At 27.0% G+C, this 19743-nt stretch carries 16 protein-coding genes and 1 pseudogene; 16 read left to right on the plus strand and 1 reads right to left on the minus strand.

Features of this window, described 5'->3' with window-relative positions; all coding sequences use genetic code 11:
* From BR66_RS22955 to BR66_RS0102365, 11 genes and pseudogenes are all read left to right on the plus strand, one after another.
* A pseudogene (locus tag BR66_RS22955) lies at positions 1-124 on the plus strand (fructose-6-phosphate aldolase); the annotation flags it as partial.
* 322 nt (positions 125-446) lie between these two features.
* Positions 447-614, plus strand: a complete 168-nt coding sequence (locus tag BR66_RS25565; protein ID WP_156946220.1) for a hypothetical protein — start codon at positions 447-449, stop codon at positions 612-614.
* Positions 615-648: 34 nt separating this feature from the next.
* Positions 649-1887, plus strand: coding sequence for a hypothetical protein (locus BR66_RS0102330; protein WP_026881448.1), 1239 nt, complete (start codon positions 649-651; stop codon positions 1885-1887).
* A 304-nt stretch (positions 1888-2191) separates the two neighbouring features.
* On the plus strand, positions 2192-2434 hold the full coding sequence (locus BR66_RS22960; RefSeq protein WP_051624065.1) for a YdcF family protein: 243 nt from the start codon (positions 2192-2194) through the stop codon (positions 2432-2434).
* 50 nt (positions 2435-2484) lie between these two features.
* Complete coding sequence (locus tag BR66_RS22965; RefSeq protein WP_051624066.1) at positions 2485-2901, plus strand: YdcF family protein; 417 nt, start codon at positions 2485-2487, stop codon at positions 2899-2901.
* A gap of 125 nt (positions 2902-3026) precedes the next feature.
* Entirely contained in the window at positions 3027-4121 is a 1095-nt protein-coding gene (locus BR66_RS0102340; RefSeq protein ID WP_051624067.1) for an NERD domain-containing protein, read from the plus strand.
* A 458-nt stretch (positions 4122-4579) separates the two neighbouring features.
* Positions 4580-5374, plus strand: a complete 795-nt coding sequence (locus BR66_RS0102345) for a phospholipase D-like domain-containing protein (RefSeq protein ID WP_026881450.1) — start codon at positions 4580-4582, stop codon at positions 5372-5374.
* A 511-nt stretch (positions 5375-5885) separates the two neighbouring features.
* Positions 5886-7196 (plus strand): tyrosine-type recombinase/integrase, encoded by a 1311-nt coding sequence (locus tag BR66_RS0102350; RefSeq protein WP_026881451.1) that lies wholly within the window; start codon positions 5886-5888, stop codon positions 7194-7196.
* A 5-nt stretch (positions 7197-7201) separates the two neighbouring features.
* On the plus strand, positions 7202-9259 hold the full coding sequence (locus BR66_RS0102355; protein ID WP_026881452.1) for a tyrosine-type recombinase/integrase: 2058 nt from the start codon (positions 7202-7204) through the stop codon (positions 9257-9259).
* Positions 9252-11330: a tyrosine-type recombinase/integrase gene (locus BR66_RS0102360; protein ID WP_026881453.1), complete on the plus strand. Its 2079-nt coding sequence runs from the start codon at positions 9252-9254 to the stop codon at positions 11328-11330. The genes BR66_RS0102355 and BR66_RS0102360 overlap by 8 nt, the downstream gene beginning before the upstream one ends.
* Positions 11317-11652, plus strand: coding sequence for a hypothetical protein (locus tag BR66_RS0102365; protein ID WP_026881454.1), 336 nt, complete (start codon positions 11317-11319; stop codon positions 11650-11652). Before BR66_RS0102360 ends, BR66_RS0102365 begins: the two co-directional genes overlap by 14 nt.
* Before the next feature lie 78 nt (positions 11653-11730).
* Here the strand turns inward: BR66_RS0102365 and BR66_RS0102370 are convergent, their stop codons facing one another.
* Positions 11731-11961 carry a helix-turn-helix domain-containing protein gene (locus tag BR66_RS0102370; protein WP_026881455.1) on the minus strand — a complete coding sequence of 77 codons (231 nt, stop codon included), beginning with the start codon at positions 11959-11961 and terminating at the stop codon, positions 11731-11733.
* A gap of 117 nt (positions 11962-12078) precedes the next feature.
* Between BR66_RS0102370 and BR66_RS0102375 the strand changes: the two genes are divergently transcribed.
* The 5 genes from BR66_RS0102375 (at position 12079) to BR66_RS0102395 (ending at position 19737) form a co-directional block, all read left to right on the plus strand.
* Positions 12079-13725 (plus strand): ATP-binding protein, encoded by a 1647-nt coding sequence (locus BR66_RS0102375; protein WP_026881456.1) that lies wholly within the window; start codon positions 12079-12081, stop codon positions 13723-13725.
* Positions 13726-14014: 289 nt separating this feature from the next.
* The gene (locus BR66_RS0102380; RefSeq protein ID WP_479723153.1) at positions 14015-14227 is read left to right on the plus strand and encodes a helix-turn-helix domain-containing protein; all 213 of its coding nucleotides are present in this window, start codon (positions 14015-14017) and stop codon (positions 14225-14227) included.
* A complete protein-coding gene (locus BR66_RS0102385) occupies positions 14224-15303 on the plus strand; it encodes a DNA (cytosine-5-)-methyltransferase (RefSeq protein WP_026881458.1) in 1080 nt (359 codons plus the stop codon). The genes BR66_RS0102380 and BR66_RS0102385 overlap by 4 nt, the downstream gene beginning before the upstream one ends.
* A gap of 8 nt (positions 15304-15311) precedes the next feature.
* Entirely contained in the window at positions 15312-16865 is a 1554-nt protein-coding gene (locus BR66_RS0102390; RefSeq protein WP_026881459.1) for a restriction endonuclease FokI C-terminal domain-containing protein, read from the plus strand.
* A gap of 244 nt (positions 16866-17109) precedes the next feature.
* Positions 17110-19737: a DrmE family protein gene (locus tag BR66_RS0102395; protein ID WP_026881460.1), complete on the plus strand. Its 2628-nt coding sequence runs from the start codon at positions 17110-17112 to the stop codon at positions 19735-19737.
* The last annotated feature ends 6 nt before the right edge of the window (positions 19738-19743 follow it).

Below are 19743 nucleotides of genomic sequence, written 5' to 3' on the forward strand. Positions count from 1 at the left end.
AGCGTGTGGAGCACATATAGCTACTGTTCCTCTAAAAATCATATTACAGATGATCAAACATCCATTAACCGATAGTGGAATAGAAAAATTCATGAAAGATTGGAAAGAAACTTTTGACAAATAAAATGAGACACGCTTAATTTCAAAAGTTAATAAGGTTTTATAATAACATAAGGCTCTCATAAAAAATGGATGCCTAAAAATAGCAGTATAATATATCTAATGTTGTAGCCATAATGAAAATGAGAGTGAGCGGGAACTAGGAATAAATCATATAAAAAAACAAATAAAGAGAGAATCCTCATAAACAATATTGAGGGTCCTATTTTTGTTTATGATTATATTTGAAGGAGGAATCTTGCACTTTATATGGAATAATAGAATATAATTGTAAAGAATTGTGTCTTATAGAATTTTTCAAAAAATAAAAGTTAGGATGTGCTTATATGAGAGGTGTAGTTTTAATTATCATAGGTATAGTAATTGGTATAATTATTTCAAGGCTAACGGGTTTATTAGGTTCACAAATCTTTAAATTTTCTGATGTTTTTAAAGAAATATCTAAACATCTTCACAAATCATTTGGAAAATACGGAGATACAATTAAAAAATAATTTAAATGTACAGTTAAGTAACAATAGTGGATAATTGCGAAGTAATATTGTTTTTATAGGGGGAATTAAAATAAAAAATACAAAACTAAATTTTTATTTTTTTGGAGATATAGGTGAATATGACATTTACAATCCAGAGTATGTATGTAGCAAAGAACACGCATCAGAAATACTATATTTAATTGCACAGAATAAACCATTTTCAATATCCAAATGTAAAGTAGCAAAACTTTTAGGGATAAAAGAAGAAACAGTTGAAAATGTTATTAATAGCCTTGAATTAATTAATGCAATAGAAGTGAAAGATAGCACATACAGAATTAAGTTTCCAATTTTTTTAGAGGAAGATGTCATAGAAATGGAGAATTACATAAATAATATAGGTGAGATAATTGGAAATAAAATAATTGCAATAAAAGATACTCTATATAAAAAGGTATCAGAATTAACATGCTCAAAAGACCATAGTTGCGAAAGAATACTCTACCATATTATTTGCGACAAAATTTTCGATGGTACTGCTTTTGAGTTTTTTACTCAAAGAAACACCTTTTGTACATCGAAGGTGCAACCTGGTAAAAGAGATTATATTATTGTTGCATATGAAGATAGCGATTTAGTAGAAAAACATAGTAATAAGATATTATGTAGTAGTAATAATTATAGGAGTTCTGGCTTTACGTTTAATAGTTTTGGAGATTTAAATGGTTCGAGGAAGGATATGTATAGGTTTTTTAGACTTTTACAAAAGAGTGTTGATAACGCAAGCCCATTTAATAAAGTGAATATATCATACAATAGAAGTTTAGATAATAAAAACAAAGAAATTGCCTGTGAATGTGGTAGGTTAATATTTAATATTATCAACAATAATTTTAAATATGATAAACTATCTGAAAAAGAAAAGAATTTAGCAAGTTTTCTGAATGAATTAGAATATATTGATATAAATAATGCTGATAATACCATTTCAATTAATATTCCAATATTTTATGATTTTGAATTATCAACAGTTATTAGAGAGTTATCAGATATTATACTCATAAATATATTTCCAATAGTAAAAGAAGTTTTTGATAATTTTGAGGTAAATGCATCAAGATTAACTCCAATAAGGCATAGGGTAGATATAAGAGAAACAGCAAATGAATTATGGCATCAAATATTTGGTGCTACTAATGAATATTTAGTAAAAGAAGGGTTTGTTGCATCACCAGAAAATATAGATGGACAAGGTAGATATTTAAGAAGTCTTACAATATCTCAAAAATAATACTAAAGTTGAGTTTTATTTAGTGAATAATCTTCATTTATTGTTTATCAATCATAAATTTACGATAGTTAGCAATTATTGATATTGGATTTTATAATTATAGAAAAAGCTTGTTAGCTTGTCTTATTATGACAGGCTAATTTTATATGCATTTATCCTCAATATTGTCTAACATAGCTTTATGCATAAATCAAGTGAATTTTTCAATCGGTATAATTCTAGTAGCATATATAAGTTTAGTATGATTATTAGGTCACTATTTAATAAGACTATAGTTGAGTAATATTAGGAGGGAATCGGAACTATGAAAAATGCATTACGAATAGCTAAATATTTAGTATTGATAGGAATTCTTATAATGATTTTTATTGAGGTAGATATTATTATATTTAGTATTAAATCAAAACCTACTTCGTCAGACTGTATAATAGTATTAGGATGTCAGGTCAAAGGAACATCACCTAGCCCATTTTTACAAGCAAGACTTAATGATGGCATAAGCCTTTATCCGATGACTACCATCCGTAACACTCCCATCTTCTACTAAGTGGGGGATAACGGCTGCTACGTCCCTGGATAACCATTTCTAAGTTTCATATGGAGAAAAAAACTCCATCTGAAACCAAGAACTCTGTTTATAAAGAGGGGTATGGAAAGTATATTATAGTTTCTGGTGGAAAAGGACCTGGCGAAGATATAACAGAAGCTATGGCTATGAAAAATTTCCTTTTAGCCAAAGGAATAGATAAGAATAAAATAATTATGGAAGAACGATCAAGAAACACCATGGAAAATTTGACTTTTTCTAAGAAAGTAATGGAGAGTAAAGGTTTTAAAACTGCGGTGGTGGTATCAAATAAATATCATTTAAAAAGGGTATCTCTTATGAGTAAAAGATTAAGAATGAATACTAGTTATTCTGGCGTTTTTGTTTCACAATATAAATTCACTGAATATGAGGGATATGTAAGGGAAGTGTTTGGGGTATTAAAATTTGTGATATTAAAAAAATAGGAAACTAAATGATGGTTCTATCTTTGCTTCCTAAATCTATGAAAAGAAGGAATTTAAACTTTTTTATGGAATATTGAAATATAATAATATTTTATTGTATAAAACGGACGAGGATGTGACACAAATTGGGATTTTTAAACGCCTTAAAGGAAAGTATAACAAACAGGCCATCAACACTTAGAGAACCAACTTTTGTTAAAGAATTTAATGAAGAAAATAAACAGTTTAATGATTTAGAGAAGCTGTTAAAAATTGCTCCCGCAGAAGTATGTAAAAAAATAAATGAAGATATAAAATTATTGTCTTATGGAATAACGGGTGAAAGAAATGTGGCCTATGAACTTAAAAATAGCCATATGCCAATATTAATTTTGCACGATTTGTATCTTCAGCATAATGGTCTTACAGCACAAATAGATTTTGTTATAATAGACCGTAAATTCATATTAGTTATTGAGTGCAAAAACATGGTAGGTGATATTGAAATAAGAAATAATGGGGATTTCATTAGGTATTTTAAAGGAAATAGTGGCAAGGTGTATAAAAAAGAAGGGATATATAGCCCTATTGTTCAAAATGAAAGGCATGTAGAAATAATAAGGGACATATTAAAAGAAGAAAAACATCTTGTTAAAACTGATTTTGGAATGATTAAACATATAGTAACAGTAGCGAATCCTAAAGCCGTGATTAATAGTAGATTTGCTAAGAAGGAAATAAAGGAACATATAATAAAACATGAGCAGCTTATAAACAGGATGAAAGAGTTTCATGAAACAAAGGGTAATGAGCATTGGTTCACAGAAGAAACTATGTATGATCTTGCAAATTCATTATTGAAACATAACGGTATATATACCCCAAATTATGAAAGAAAGTATGGAATCTCAGCTGAAACTAAAGAAGATAATCAGATTCCTGCTACAAATGAAAATGTCCTTGAAGAAAAGGTTCAATTAATACATAAAGAAATTATTGGTGAAACAGGTTTAATAGAAGAAAGTCCTCTGTATAAAGAATTAAAGAAGTATCGGTTAGATAAAAGTAGAGAAGAAATGGTGAAACCATATTTTTTATACAGCAATTCCGTGCTAGAGGTTATAGTTAAAGCAAAACCTAAAACAATTGAAGAACTAAAAGCAATAAAGGGTTTTGGAAATGTTAAATGCGAAAAGTACGGAAAAGATATTATTGAAATTGTTAATAAAAACATGAATTGAAATAAATGTAACTTTTCAAAAGTATCTTAAAAATAGTGCTGGCAAAACATATTCTGATGCAGTAAATGAATGGTATAAAATACAGGAAGACAAAAAGAAAAATAAAGGTAAGTCTCAAATAGATAGCCAATTTGAATACAATACATATATACGTGATTTTTTTAAAGACAACAGCGGTAAAACTTTAAAAGAAGCAATAAAATGTTGGAAATACAAAAAGAGTTTACTAGGCTTTAATAGATACGAGAAGAAGGATTTATGTGCTATTGAAAAATAGTATAGTGTTAATGAATTATACTGTGAAAAAAAAGAAATAAAGTGAGAATCCTCAGTAGGAAAAGAGGGTTCTATTTTTGTTTAATAATGTAGTCAAAGAAGGAATTTTGCATTTTATAGGGAATATTAAACTATAATAGTATTATGTGAAAATTAGTAAAAAGAAAGGAAGCTTAAGTCTAATGGATGAGGCAAAAAAATTAATAGAGCAGGATAATGAGTTAAGCTTTGATAATATTACTTCTAAAGGCATAATACCAAAGAAAAGTTGTATAACTGGGGATAAAAATTATTTTGTAAATTATTTAAGTGAAGCTTTTAAAAATGCAAAAACTATAGATATTATTGTAGCATTTCTAATGGAATCTGGAGTGAGGTTATTAGAAAAAGATTTAAAACTTAGAAAAGAAAAAAACATTCCATTAAGGATACTTACCGGTAATTATTTAAATATAACTCAGCCACAAGCACTTTATCTACTTAAGGATATATTGGGTGATCAAGTGGATCTAAGATTTTATAACCAACCTAATAGATCATTCCATCCTAAGGCATATATAGTAGAATACCAAGATGGTGGTGATATTTTTGTTGGGTCCTCAAATGTTTCTAGATCTGCATTAACAAGTGGAATTGAATGGAATTATAGATTAGAAAAGGCCAGCAATGAATATGACTATAATAGCTTTAAAGGAACTTTCGAGGATTTATTTATAAATGATTCTAAAATTATAGACGAAGCGGAAATGAAAAAATATTCTGAGACATGGAAAAAGCCTAAGGTTTATTATGATATAGAAAAAAGTGAAGACGTTGAACACAGCGTTATTGAATTTATAAATCCTAGAGGAGCACAAATTGAAGCCTTATATGAACTAAAAAAAGCAAGACTCGCGGGTTTAGATAAAGTAATAGTAGTTGCAGCAACAGGCATAGGTTATCATGACTTTAATGTAAATAAAAATAAATCATGTTAAGGTGAGTATAATAAGGTAAAGTTGCATTATACATGTAAGAATTAAGTATTGTATGTGGGGAGAAAAATGATAGAAGCTACTTAGCCTTAAGAAGTTTAGTGATATATCATGACATGACAACCTTACATGTATTTAAACACACTTGAAGAGTAGTATTATGTTAATATAACATATGATATTAATACTTATATGTAAAATGTATATGTATAAAAATATATTAGTAATAAAGCAAATGTACATTAAAAAATAGCGACTAAAAAAGATTCGCTACCTTTTAATGTACATTTGTTTTATTATATACAATTAATGTCTAAATATAGAACGAATTAAAGATATATTAAGAAAATAAAAGATATTTTTGATTTTTGGGCAATATTAAAGAAAAGGCAGGTTGAAATAAGTTTAGATTAACTTTAAGATATAATATATAGAAATATATCTCAATTATACCACAATATATATATTGTGTAAATACATATATTGAGTATTTTTGAAATGGAGTGATGATTTTTTGAGTGGAAAAAAAGTAGGAGTCAAAGGGTTGTATTTTGTAGAAGATATATTAGATGAAAATGGAAGAAAAATCAGTAGAATGGTTTTTAATAGTATGTGTGTTCCTGTTCAAGAAATTAATGAGTACTTAAGATATATTGAAAATTCGACAACAAATAGTTATAACACTGTAAAAAGATATTCAGATGATATTTGCTATTTTTATAATTATTTAACCTTTGCTGGAATAAAAATTTATAATATTAACTATGTCCATTTGTCTAAGCTTTTAGAGTATTTATTAAAATTAAAAGTAAGATCAGTTTCTGGAGAGGAAATAAAAAAAAGTAAATATGCTATAGAAAATAGCCTTATAAATACGATTACATTTATAAATAATAAACTTAATAAAATTACCGCTATAAGAAATACAGAAGGATTAAGTGAAATATCTATAAGTAGAATATTTACCATTATAATACGATATCTAGAATATTTAGAAAGAATGGGAAAATATAAATTCGAGATTTCTATATGTTTAATAATTAGCAATAAAATTATAAAGGGTTTTTTAAGAGCTAAAGGGATAAATTCATCGCATCATCAGTTTAGGACAATTGATTGGGATGATATTTTAAAAAAATTTGAATTAGAGTTAATAATGAAAAATGCTACTATGCCATACGAAAAATTATTATATTTTATACTTAACATAACTGGCATCAGAATAGGGGAATTGCTGGGGATGGCGATAACTAGCTATGGAAGAGATAATTTAAGGGAAAGTTTGAAAGGTGATATAACTTTTAAAAAAGGTAGGTGGTGTATAAATATTAAGTACAGATCTGGCAATGAATATTTTAGACGTGGAAAGAGCTATAGCGATAGAAGCATTTTCTTAAAAAAAAGTGAAATATGTGAATTTGAAATTCTTATGCAAAGATATCTAAATTTTAGGATTAAAAAATGCAAAAGTAAAACGAATAAATGGTTATTTCTGAATAGTAATGGAAATGAGTTAACACAAAATACAGCATATAAGCAGTTTAAAAGGACTTTAGAAAGAGGTGATTTATCTTATAGAACTAACATAACGCTACATAATTTTCGACATACATTCATAACACGACAATTAAATGATGGAGTACCTATTGAGTATGTATCAATGCTAGTAGGACATAAAAACATAGAAACAACAAGAAAAACATACTATCATGTAACAGCTTCTGAGCTAGGTGATATAAGAGAAAAATATGATGATTATGTTGATAAAGAATATGAATTAACCTCTTTAGATATAGTAGGTTTAAGAGAAAGGGTAAAAAGTTAAGAATTATGAAAATAGAATATGAAAATATTGGACATATTTCAAAACAAAGATTCTTTGAGGTATTATGTCTCGAAAATATATCTGAGGGTCGGAAAGAATATTATAGTAGAATATATGATGATATAATAAAAAACTGGGAAAATCCAACTAAATGGCTGGAGGATAGAAACAGCACAATAATAAATAAATATAGCGAATGTGGTATTACTAATTATTTTATAATATGGGCTTTAGAGAAAGGAATAGCATTTCCTAATAACTATATTATAAAAATAAGAACAGGAAATGCAAAGACAATTTTGAGGGGATGCTTAAAAGACTTTAATAAATTATTAATTACAATAAGCATGATTAGAGAAAAATATAAACAAAAACATTATTCTGGCAGATTATATGCTCTGGTTTTAAAAATCTGTTTATACAATGGAAAAAACTCATTTAAAGATATTACTTCTGAGATAATATTAAAGAATGACGAGTTAAAAATTATGGATAAGGAAATTTCTGCAACGTATAGGTTGTTAAACCTTAGATATTACATGAAATATGAAACTAAAACTGCTAGGGAGATAATTTATAACAATACCAATAAAAACAAAGTATTAAATAATTTTAGGGTAACAAGTGATATGTTATTAATTACTGAAGGATTTCTTCATGATTTAAGAAATAGTTATATTGGGGAAAGAATGCAAAAAGAAAAGAGAGAGCATATAAATATATTTTATGATTGGTATAGGAGATTTTATAAAATTGAAAAAATAAACAATATTAGAGAATTTAACAATGAAGATTGGCAATTATACATCACATATGTTTCGGATGAAAAAAACATATGTGATAAAACAAAAGCAACAAAATTATTAACAATTGTGCAATTCTGTGAGTGGTTGAGTATTAAGAATCCCTTTATTTTAGAACCCAATTTATATATTAGTAAGAAAGATTATTCAAAATTAAACAAATATAATAGTGATAAAAATTTAGCTTTTTATGAGGAAGATTCTGCGACAAAAATACTACACTATCTTGTAAATGAGTTTAAACCACAAAATGTATATGAAGCATATTATAAGGAAGCCATAATTACTTCAGCTAATTCAGGTATGAGAAGAAATGAGTTAGATAGTTTAGAATTAGGTAGTTATTTGTATGATGAGGATGAAAAGTGCTACATGATTGTCAATAGCAGTATTGATAAATTGTCTCAAAAAAATAGACGAGTATATATTACTAAGGATGGGTATGAAGCAATCAAGAGAGCAGAAAAAATAAGAATCGAAAATGGATTTTTAGTAGAAAGAGATGGTAGGAAAGGAGAAAAACCATTTATACATTTATTTGAGCATTTAAGTTCAAGGATATTATATAGTAATTCATTTTCAGAATTTATTGAAAAAATAAAAAATGAGGTAGGTATTGTAAATGAGGATGGTAAGGCTATTCAATCAGGATTACATGGGTTTAGGCATTTTTTCGCAATAGCATTATTTAGAGAAAGTAATTATAATCTATCAGTTGTCAGATACTTATTGGGGCATAAAAGTTACAACATGACAATGAAATATTTAGTACAAGAAAAAGAAAAGAATACATTAGAGATAAGAGAAGGTCTAGAAAAAAAACAAGAGGTATTTACAGGTATGGGGATAAATAAAATTGTGGAAATGATATTTAGCAATAGGCAAAGTAAACAGTATTTATTAAATAAAAAGGTAATGGAGGCTTCTAATAATATATATGATTTAATAAACATGAATGCTATTAAGAAGATGGAAATAGGATATTGTATTAAACCTTGTGAATCAAGAAAAAAATGTTTTGGTTGTAATAATTTTTTGATTAGTGAACAAGAAAAATCGAAATTGTTAGAGTATGCGAAGGATTTATTTAATATTATTTCATTTAAAGTATTTATATTAAAGGGTAAAGGGAATGCATTAAAAAATAATGAAATAAAAGAAGATATATTAGATTTATCTGTTATAATTTCTGAATTACAGGAGCTAAATCTTTCACAAGATTATATTAACAAATTTCTGATAGGTGAAGCATATGAATAGTTTATTAAATGTATTGGAATCAAAAGAACCTATTAGATCTAAAAGATTAAATTATATATATTTTACAAAAGATGAATTCGAATGGATATGTATAGAAACTAAAACAAATGTTCAGATACGATGGATGAATTTAAGACAATTCATGAAATTATATCCGTCTTTAAAAAAACTTGAAGAAAAATTACAAGAAACTAAAGAATATTATTATGGGGATAGCAAAAATAGAAAATATGGATGGATACTAGTTTATTTAGTATATTATAAACGAATAAAAATTCCTATGGAAGTTTTATATCAAATAAGGATTAATAGGAAAGAGATTATCTTTTTAGATAAAGAGTTATGTGACTTCATGAATAAAGCATATGAAATAGGCGTTATAAATAGACATTATTCTAAAATGCTCATTGTTCAGGAGATGATGCTTGAAGTAATAAGAAGCATTTTATATTTTCAACTTTCTTTAAATGAATGTTTGACTAATATGTTATTGTTCAAAAAAATAGCCAGTAAAATAAGTGGTCGTGAGATATGTTATACCCCGTTAAAACATATTTTGATAGAATTGGGAATTAAAATAAAAGAAGTTGAAGTTAATAAAAACCATACAATAAATATAGATAGGAATTTTTATAGTTCTAATAATGAATTTAGAAATCTGTTATTAAAATACACAGAATATTTAAATTCTGTTCATCCTTATAAAACTGTTAAGACTGAAATATCTCATTTAAAAAGTTTTTTTAATTTCATTTATGAAAATTATTATGAAGTAAGAGAAATTGAGGAATTGGATTGTTTTCATATTGAGCAATATATTAATTTTCAAAAAAATGTTATAAACATTAGGGGTAAAAAAAACGAACCATCAACTATAAATCATAGAATAGAATCAGTCAATAAATTTTTTTGCTTTCTAAGAGAAAAAATCGGAATTTCCATAAAAAATAATATAATTACTAATTATGATAAGCAAAAAGAATACATAAATTTTCCTAGATATAAATCAAAAAAGGAAATTAATATATTAATTAAGGCAATAAGCGAAATTGATGAAGAGAAAAGATTACAAGAAAAAATGGTGCTTGTTTTATTGTTAGACACTGGAAGAAGGATACATGAAATCTTAACACTGCAGTATAACTGCCTTAAAAATGATAGTATTTTTTTTCATAAACTAAAACAAGGTAAGCCAATATGGCAAAAAGTAGGAAAAACATCAGTTGCTGCAGTTTTAAAATTAAAAGAGTATTCTAGAAATATAAATACGGAAATTTATTCTGAATTAGATGGCAAGCGATATAGAAGATTAATCCCTAGTATATATAGCAGAGCTAAAAATGTACTATCTATTGCACAAATACGAAAATTTTTTGTGGAATTACAAATTAAAAATAATATTATTGATAAAAAAGGAAATCCCATTTTTACTTTACATGACAATAAACGAAATTTTGTTTCTAATATGGAAGCAGCGGGTGTTAGTCCTGAGGATATTGCTATTATATTGGGACAAGGAATGGAATCATTACTGCCATATGAAATAAATAATAGTTTAGCAATAGAAACTTTATTGAGTGTAGAAAAAAAAGGAATATTAATAGGAAAACAAAAGAAAAGTAACGATGATTCATATTATAATAAAAATGAACAGTTTATTATAGATTGTTTAAGCAATAATGATATTATAACAAAAAATAAAATAAATTTAATAGAAAAATTGCAAGATCCCAAAAAAGCAATACCACTTCCAATAGGAGAATGTTTAGACATAGATAGTATTCAGTCGTGTAGTATTATTTTATGCATAACATGTCAAGAATTTAGAATAATGTGTAAAGAGGACATAGAGATATTTGAAGAGTTTTGTTTTAAAATGTATAAATATATCTATACATTTAAACGTAATAAAGAAATTCAAAATTTGGAAAAAGAATATACTGCTAAAGTTATGTTTGTACTTCAAAACAAAATTAAATTAAATGAAGATGAGTGTAAAAAGGAAATAAGGTGTATTAAAAAAAGTGCACGTGATTCGCTAAAAGGGGGAACATATAATGGCAAAGTATGATAATATGATTCAACAGAAAAAAGATTTAGTATTAAAAAGAAAAGATGATGTGGAGAAAGCGTGTCAAAAGTTGATGAATTTAGAATCAAGCATTAGTTATTGTGACGTTAGTAAAATTACTAATATACCATTAAAAACACTACAAGGGCCTAACTATAAAGAAATAATAAAAACATGGCAACAGCTAAAATTAGATGATTCCTCTAATAGAGGAGAACTACATGTTTATAAAAAAGAAATAGCGCATTTGAAAGAAATAATACATAAATTAATAGATCAAAACAGTGCTCTAAAAACAGAAATCTATAGACTTAATAAATAGCGAAATGTAATTAAAAACTAACTATGACAATTAATATAAAAATAAGCTTTAAATGCAAGTAGGATATTCACACCTTGTTTAAAGCTTGTTTTTTTTAAATAGATTTTCAATTGGAACTTTTAAAGCGTTTGCAATAGCAGAAGCTTCATAATCTAATACTGGTCTTTTTTCAGACTCAATTCTAGAAAGCATGGGTTCATCAATCTGGATTCCCTGTAGATTTATTTTTGCAACTAAATCTTTTTGTGTGCAATTTTTATTCTTACGAATTGATTTAACATTTATACCAATGATATTTTTTCTTTCCATATTGAATCATCCTTACATAGTTTATGCATTAATTTTAGTAAATTGTGCAAAATAAAAGTTGTGCGGTACACAATTTTAGCAATTTTATAAAAGTTTTTTGAAGTGGGAGTGATTAAATTGGAAATATGCACACCGTTAGTTAGGGATATTTCATTATATAAAGAGATAGCAAAGAATTTAGTAAATCCATTAGAAGTTCCAAGAGAAGCAATAAGTAATTCAATGGATTCGGAAGCTAGAAATATTAACATTGAGATTTATCGGGATAATAAGGGTTTATTTTGTTTGGATTTTGTGGATGATGGATCTGGTATGGCACGTGAGGAAATGGAGAGCTTTTTTAATTTGGGTGATTCAAGAAAGGATGTTAGAAATATAGGCGAAAAAGGATTAGGAACTAAAATATTCTTTAGAAGTAAAAAATTAACTGTAATAAGTCAAAAAGGTGGTAATCGAAGATATATTGCAGTGATGGAATATGCTTGGGAAAATTTAAATAAAAACAAAATACCAGTGTATACAATAGAAGATGTTAAACCAATTATAGGTAAGCAAGGAACTACCGTTAGAATTGAAGGTTATTTAATAGATAATCCTGAAAGATTTTTCAATTTTGATACATTAAAAGATTATATTTTATGGTTTACTGCAGGGGGAAGTTTTAAAAGTATTTTTGCTACATATCATGAATTAAATAGATATGTTAAAAATATGCAAGTTGCACCTAGAATATTTATTAATGATAAAATTCAAGGAATAAAAGAGGAAATAGCGGGTACTCATCAATTTTTTTCTCCACAAGAAAATCCAAAAGAAGATATAAATGAAAATGTATACAAGAAATCAGTTAACTATTGTAGGCATTTTGGACCATACCATAGAAGTACTAACATTGATGGTGAATATGTCTCATTTCAGATGTATGGAACAGTTTCTGGTGTTAATTGTAGAAAAGCAGTATGTAAATTAAGGCAAGCAGAAAGATTAAAAAGTAGATTTGGAATTTATCTAGCGAAAGATTTTATTCCAGTTGTAAAAAAGTCAAGTTTAATTACTGATCCCAATTATCATCATTTTCATTTATTAGTGAATTCTCAAAACTTTGAGTTAACAGCAGATAGAAATAATATAAGCAATGAAGATGATCCTAAAATAAAATGGATTTTTGGTAATGTAAAGAAAATAATAAATGAAGACATAATGCCTATAGCAGAAAACGAATACTTTAAAATGAGAAAAGAGGAAGAATGCCAGTCTCAGATACGAGAGAAGAAGAGGATACTTAAAAATAGAATAAAAAATTATTCGGATTTAGAGGAATTAGATATTGAGGATATATCGATAAAAAAAATACCAGACAATGAGGCACAAGTGGCATTAGTACTTGCTTCAATATTAAGTAATAAGAATTATAAAAAACATATTAAGCACATAGATTCAATTGCACACTATTCTAATCAATCCACAACAGATTTAATTTGCATAAATAGAGAAGGCGTTCCATTATTGGTTGAAATAGAGTTTCTATTAGGTAATATATTTAGGCATGATCACCCATATGAAACATTTGATTGCATTGTTTGTTGGAAAGTAGATATTGAGATTAATGAGCGAAAAAGACTAGTTGATGGAACTGAATTAAAGTTAATTTGTGAAGAAGAAAAATGGTTGCTAAAGTTCGGAACAGACAAAATTATTCCAATTATTGAGTTATCAAGTATAATTACATCTATTAAGGAACTTCAAATTGCTACAGTTAATTAATTTATTATAACTATATAATTAGAAAAGTGCTATTATTATGATTCCCATAGTTAAACGGAAGCTTATAATGTATACAATCATTATAGGCTGTATTAATACTTCAAAATTTAGGTGGCAAGTAAATAGTTGTAAAAAGTAATACAGGTATTCGTGGAAACATAGATAATACATAAATGAGGTATTAGGGAAAACTCAAATTATGTATTATATAATGCTTAATTATAAGTTTGACAACATAAACTTTCTAATTTATAATTAAAAACAATTAGTTTAGCTTTATGAGGTGGATATGATGAAGATATCAGAGCAGATAAAAATTTTATGCGTTAGAACGAATATAAGTGTAGCAGAATTATCAAGGAGAGTAGGGCAATCTCCACAAAACTTTAGTGCTAAAATGAAAAGAGAAAGCTTTACTATTTCAGAATTGCAAATAATATCAGAAGCAGTCGATGCAACTTTTGAACATAATTTTATATTGAAAAATGGAGATAAGGTGTGAGAAAAATAGAAAAAAACAAAGTGACTGAATTTAAATTAGGCGAGCTTTTTTGTGGACCTGGAGGAATAGCTTTAGGTGCAACAACAGCTAAGATAGAAGATTCAAAATATAAAATAACACATGCATGGGCGAATGATTATGACTTAGATACTTGTAATACTTATAAACATAATATTGCTCCTGATAATGCTGATTCTGTTATATGTTGTGATGTGCATAAATTAGATATACCCAAATTGGCACCTATTGATGCATTGGCCTTTGGATTTCCTTGCAATGATTTTTCAATAGTAGGCGAACAAAAGGGCTTTGATGGAATATTTGGAGGGTTATATAAATACGGTGTTAAAGCTTTAAAAACATTTCAACCAATGTGGTTTCTTGCTGAAAATGTAGGTGGGTTGAGAAGTGCAAATGAAGGGAGTGCATTGAAAAATATACTTAATGATTTAAGGGATTCAGGATATAAAGTGTATCCACATTTGTATAAATTTGAGCAATATGGCGTTCCACAAGCCAGGCATAGAGTGATTATTATAGGTATTAGGAATGACTTACCATATGAATTTAGACCTCCAAGTCCAGCACCATATGAGAATATGGATAATACATGCAAAACAGCTATAGAATGCCCTCCAATAGATCCTAACGCATTGAACAATGAGTTAACAAAGCAATCTAAAACAGTGACTGAAAGATTGAAACATATTAAACCAGGACAAAATGCTTTTACAGCAGATTTACCTGAAGAATTAAGGCTTAATGTTAAAGGAGCCAAAATAAGTCAGATATATAAAAGATTAGATCCATCTAAGCCGGCATATACAGTTACAGGTTCAGGTGGTGGTGGGACACATATGTATCACTATGAAGAGCCTCGAGCATTGACTAACAGAGAAAGAGCAAGGTTGCAAACATTTCCTGATAATTATGAATTTAAGGGATTAAAAGAAAGTGTTAGAAAACAAATAGGAATGGCTGTACCAGTAAATGGAGTGAAAATTATTTTTGAAGCCATACTTAAAACTTTTGCGGGTATTGAATATGATAGTATTGACTTTAATGTGAAAGAGTAGGTTACAATATGTTAAATTATTGGTGGGTAACAAGACCTAAAAGAAAACTAAATTCTGTACCAGAAGTATTAGCAACGTTTGCTGAACAATCGTTGGATGAAGAATGGCAGGGACAAAGAAACTTACATTTATCATTTGAAGGAGCATTAGAGCAGGCTGGTTTAAAGCGCATAGGTGAACGCCGAGATCAGAAGGGCGGCGGCGGAAGAACATATAAGGCATGGGTTACCAGCTTAGGGTTGATATTCGCTCAAGAATCTACTGGAAAGATGAAGTTAACATTAGCTGGCGAAGCCATTATGGCAGGTGATTCTCCAGTTGAGGTGTTAAAAAATCAAATCTTAAAATATCAATTTCCTTCCTCTTTTTCATTAAGCAGAGGGGTAGGGGTTGTTTCAAGATTTAAAATAAGACCTTTTAGGTTTTTGCTGAGATTATTAAGTAATTCACAATTGAAGTATTTGACTGAAGAAGAGATTGCAAAAATAATTGTTATCGAGGCTGAAACTGAAACAAATAAATGCTATGAACATATTGTAGATAGGATTTTAGAATTTAGAGAAAAAGGTGATTCTTGTCTTGAAACAAATTTTTTTGAAAAATATAAGTCATCAAAAGGTAATGTTAATCCCGAACACCCATACAGTCATTTAATGGATTTAGCAAATACACTTGTGAATTGGTTGGAATACACACAACTTACCAAAAGAGACAGTGGTGAATTGTCTATCCTTGATGATAAATGTGAAGAAGTGCAAAAAATTTTGTCTGAGTGCCCACCTTTTATTGAGCGCCCAGAAGAGAGGGAATATTTCCAGAGAAAGTATGGTTTAGACCCCAAGCATAAAAAGGATACAAGAAATCTTATAGAAACTAAGACTGTTACAGCTAAAATTATTGCTGAACAGATAATCAAGAAATTTTATATTACAGAATCGTTGAGGCAACCTATAACAAAAATAACTACAGCGCTTATAGATAAAATTACAGAACAGACTGGTCTGGATGGAAAGATAGTGGAAGAAACACTTCTGAAATTGTATCCAAAAGGCTCAGTTGGAGCTTTTATGACTGAATATTTTGAAATGGCTTTTAAAGGTAGAGATGAGGCAACTGGTTTTGAAAAAGCAACTGTTGAGTTATTTAAAAATGTTTTTGGTTACGAAGCTAAACATGTGGGAGCAATAGGTCTTACACCGGACGTTTTGATTTTGTCAGACACAGATGGTTACCAGGCTATTATAGATAATAAAGCATATAGCAAATATACGATTAGCAATGACCACCACAATAGGATGGTTCATAATTATATAAAAGGGTTGAATCTTTATAGTACTTCGTCTGCACCACTTGCTTTTTTCTCGTATATTGCAGGAGGATTTGGTAAAAATATAAATTCCCAAATTAAAGGTATCGTTTCTGAAACTACTATACATGGAAGTGCAATGAGTGTTTCTAATATGATAAGGCTCGTAGAAAACTATACAGACAAAGGGTACAAGCATTCAAAGATTAAGGAAATTTTTTCTTTGGATAGGCAGATTTTGATGTCAGATATATAAATTAAATTTATGTAATGAGTCCAGATTATTTTAAAAATAATCTGGACTTTTTATTTTAATAAGTTATTGATTAGTAATAAAATAGTAAATGATGAAAAAACATATAAAAACATATAAAAATGTTATAATGTAAGAAATATGAAAAAGCTTTAGTTAGAGATTGTAATTATATTGAACAAAAAACAAATAAGTATTAAAATTATCAATAAAAACACAATAATAAATTTGTTTGTAGGGGCTAAAGATGGATACTAATAAAATATTAATAGACTACATTATTAAATTGAAAATAAAATATAAAAAAGAAACTATAGAATTTAAACCTTTAGAAAAATTAATTTTAAAAAGCTTTAATGATATCTTAAATAATAAGAATAAAAAGATATTATTTATTGGAATTGAAAAAGAACTAACATCTATTTTACTTATCTTAATTCTATCAATAAAACAATATTCAGATAATATGAAAAATCCAGATAATAATATTTTAGATACCGTTGAGAATGGGGACAAGGTATTTTATAGAGGACAGATATTGATATTTGATAAGATTGATATAGATGAAAGGGATAAAAACAAATACATATATTTATTAGGAAAAAATAAATGTACAACATTAGTGCCATTTGGGAATTCACACTTATTAACCATGTACAATGGGCAAGCAAACAGGATTAATAAAATAGATGGGAATTCTCAACGATATAATATAACAAGAAAATTTATATCTGAAATAATGGGAATTGATTATGCTAAATTAAATGGAGTAATTAAAGAAAGTACAATTATTGTATTTGAACATAAAGATGAACTTTATAAATTAATTGATTCACTAGAAATCGATTATGAAGATAAAAATTATACAATATCACAGCTATTTCCATTTGCATATTATACATCAGAAGAAAATCATGAGTATTTTAAAGGAAATAGAATTAAAGAAAATACAGTAATAAAATTTGTTTCTAGTATTAGTACAGCTATTGATATTATTAAAGATGATAAAAATATAAAGAATATTATATTGATAGGAGAAAAAACATACAGGGATGCACTAGAAACTGAATTAAGAGAAGCAAGTATGATTGATAGCATAGATAAAATATTAGTAATAGATACATGGGAAAGTAATTTTGATTTTTCATTATTGCTTAAAGACGATGAACATTTTAGTGTATATGCTATAACAAAAGAAGTGGTCTTAGATAATATTAATTTATTTGATGAATCTTTATTAAGTACAAAGTCAAGTTTACAAAAGACTAATTATAATTTAATGAAAAATCTAGTTAATAAAAATATTTATATATATGAAGTTAATAATTGTGAGATTTTAAATAAAAATATTTATAATATAAGTAAAAATTTAAAAGTTTTATTTGAATACTCAGATAATAGCATAAAAATATTAGATTTTATAAAGCGTGCTTATTATTTATGTAATAAAGTAGAACAATCGGTTCTACCATTAAATAAATGCAAAACAAATTTAGATAGTATAAATTACAGTATTAGCATACTTAGAGAAACTTTAGGAATGTTTCCAAAAGAAAGAGTTGAATATAAATTAATGCAAGATATAATTTCCCAAATAGAGGAGAGTATAAATTCTTTAGAAGTTGAAAATTATAAAATAGAGGTAATTAAAAAAAAGTTTTTAAATAATAAAAAATCATTATTAGGTATAAAAAATATAGATGAATTTATTGAGATTGAAGACTACTTTAGAAAAATCATGAAAAAAAGTTTAGATATAAAGAAGTTAGATAAAATAATTAATGTTTATGGATACTCATCACTCATAATTCCATGTTTTCTTGAAAGTAAACATTTTAATGTTCTAAATACTAATATAGTTGAAAATGTAGAAATAATAGTTTATAGACGTGAAAAAAATAGAATTAATTCCTTAATAAGAAAAAACAATAAAATGTTAGAACTAGTATTAAGGAATAATAAGTTATTAGAAGGTAGAAATTTACATGTGTTAAGCACAGTAGGAGAACTTTCAATAAAAACGGATTTTGTAGATAATAAAGAATTTTATGATGATGAAGAAAAATTTAATGAAATTGAAGATAAAGTTCAAAGAGTGATACAAGAAAATAAAATAAACCTTTTTATAAATGAAGATAAAGTTAATAGAGGTATTTCTAATAGTACAATGAAAGTCAACAAGATAGTTACGTTTGAAGATGATAATTATTCGCTTTTATCAAATAATTATAAGACTGACATAGTAGATATAAAAAATAAAGATATAAAACAAAAAAGTATTTCTGAATTAGCAGTTGGAGATGATATGATTTTCACAAAAAGTAAATTATCAGGAGAAAAAGACATTGTCAAGGTTGTTATCAGAGAACTTTTGGATCAGAAAAAATTTAGAAGTATATACGGTGAATATTTTGAACTAAATAATTTATGGAAAAATTGTTTGAATAATTATATGCATATATATGGTTTAACAGAACAAGATATTAGCAATGAATTTCAAATGTTTGGGAAAAAGATAACCTCTTTTGTTATAGTTAATTGGTTAAATGGAAATATAATCGGGCCTCAAGATTTGAATGACATAAAAATCATTGCAGGTATAGTAAAAAATGTTGATTTGGATGGAAGAATTGATGAGGTAATAACTGCATGCAAACAAGAAAGAAAAATACAAATACAAGTTAGAAAAGCCATTGCAAAAATAATATTAAATTCTGTTGTCAACAATAATGAAAAAAACAATGATATATATGAGATTGTGAAAAATACTATAAGTGATTTAGATAGGTATGCATATATAGGAACAATTTCGTCAATTAAAAATATCCATGAAGAAATAAGTTCTCAACATGTAAATAAGGTTATAGAGGGATGAATAAAA

This window comes from Clostridium akagii DSM 12554 (assembly GCF_000686725.1).
GTDB lineage: Bacteria > Bacillota > Clostridia > Clostridiales > Clostridiaceae > Clostridium_I > Clostridium_I akagii.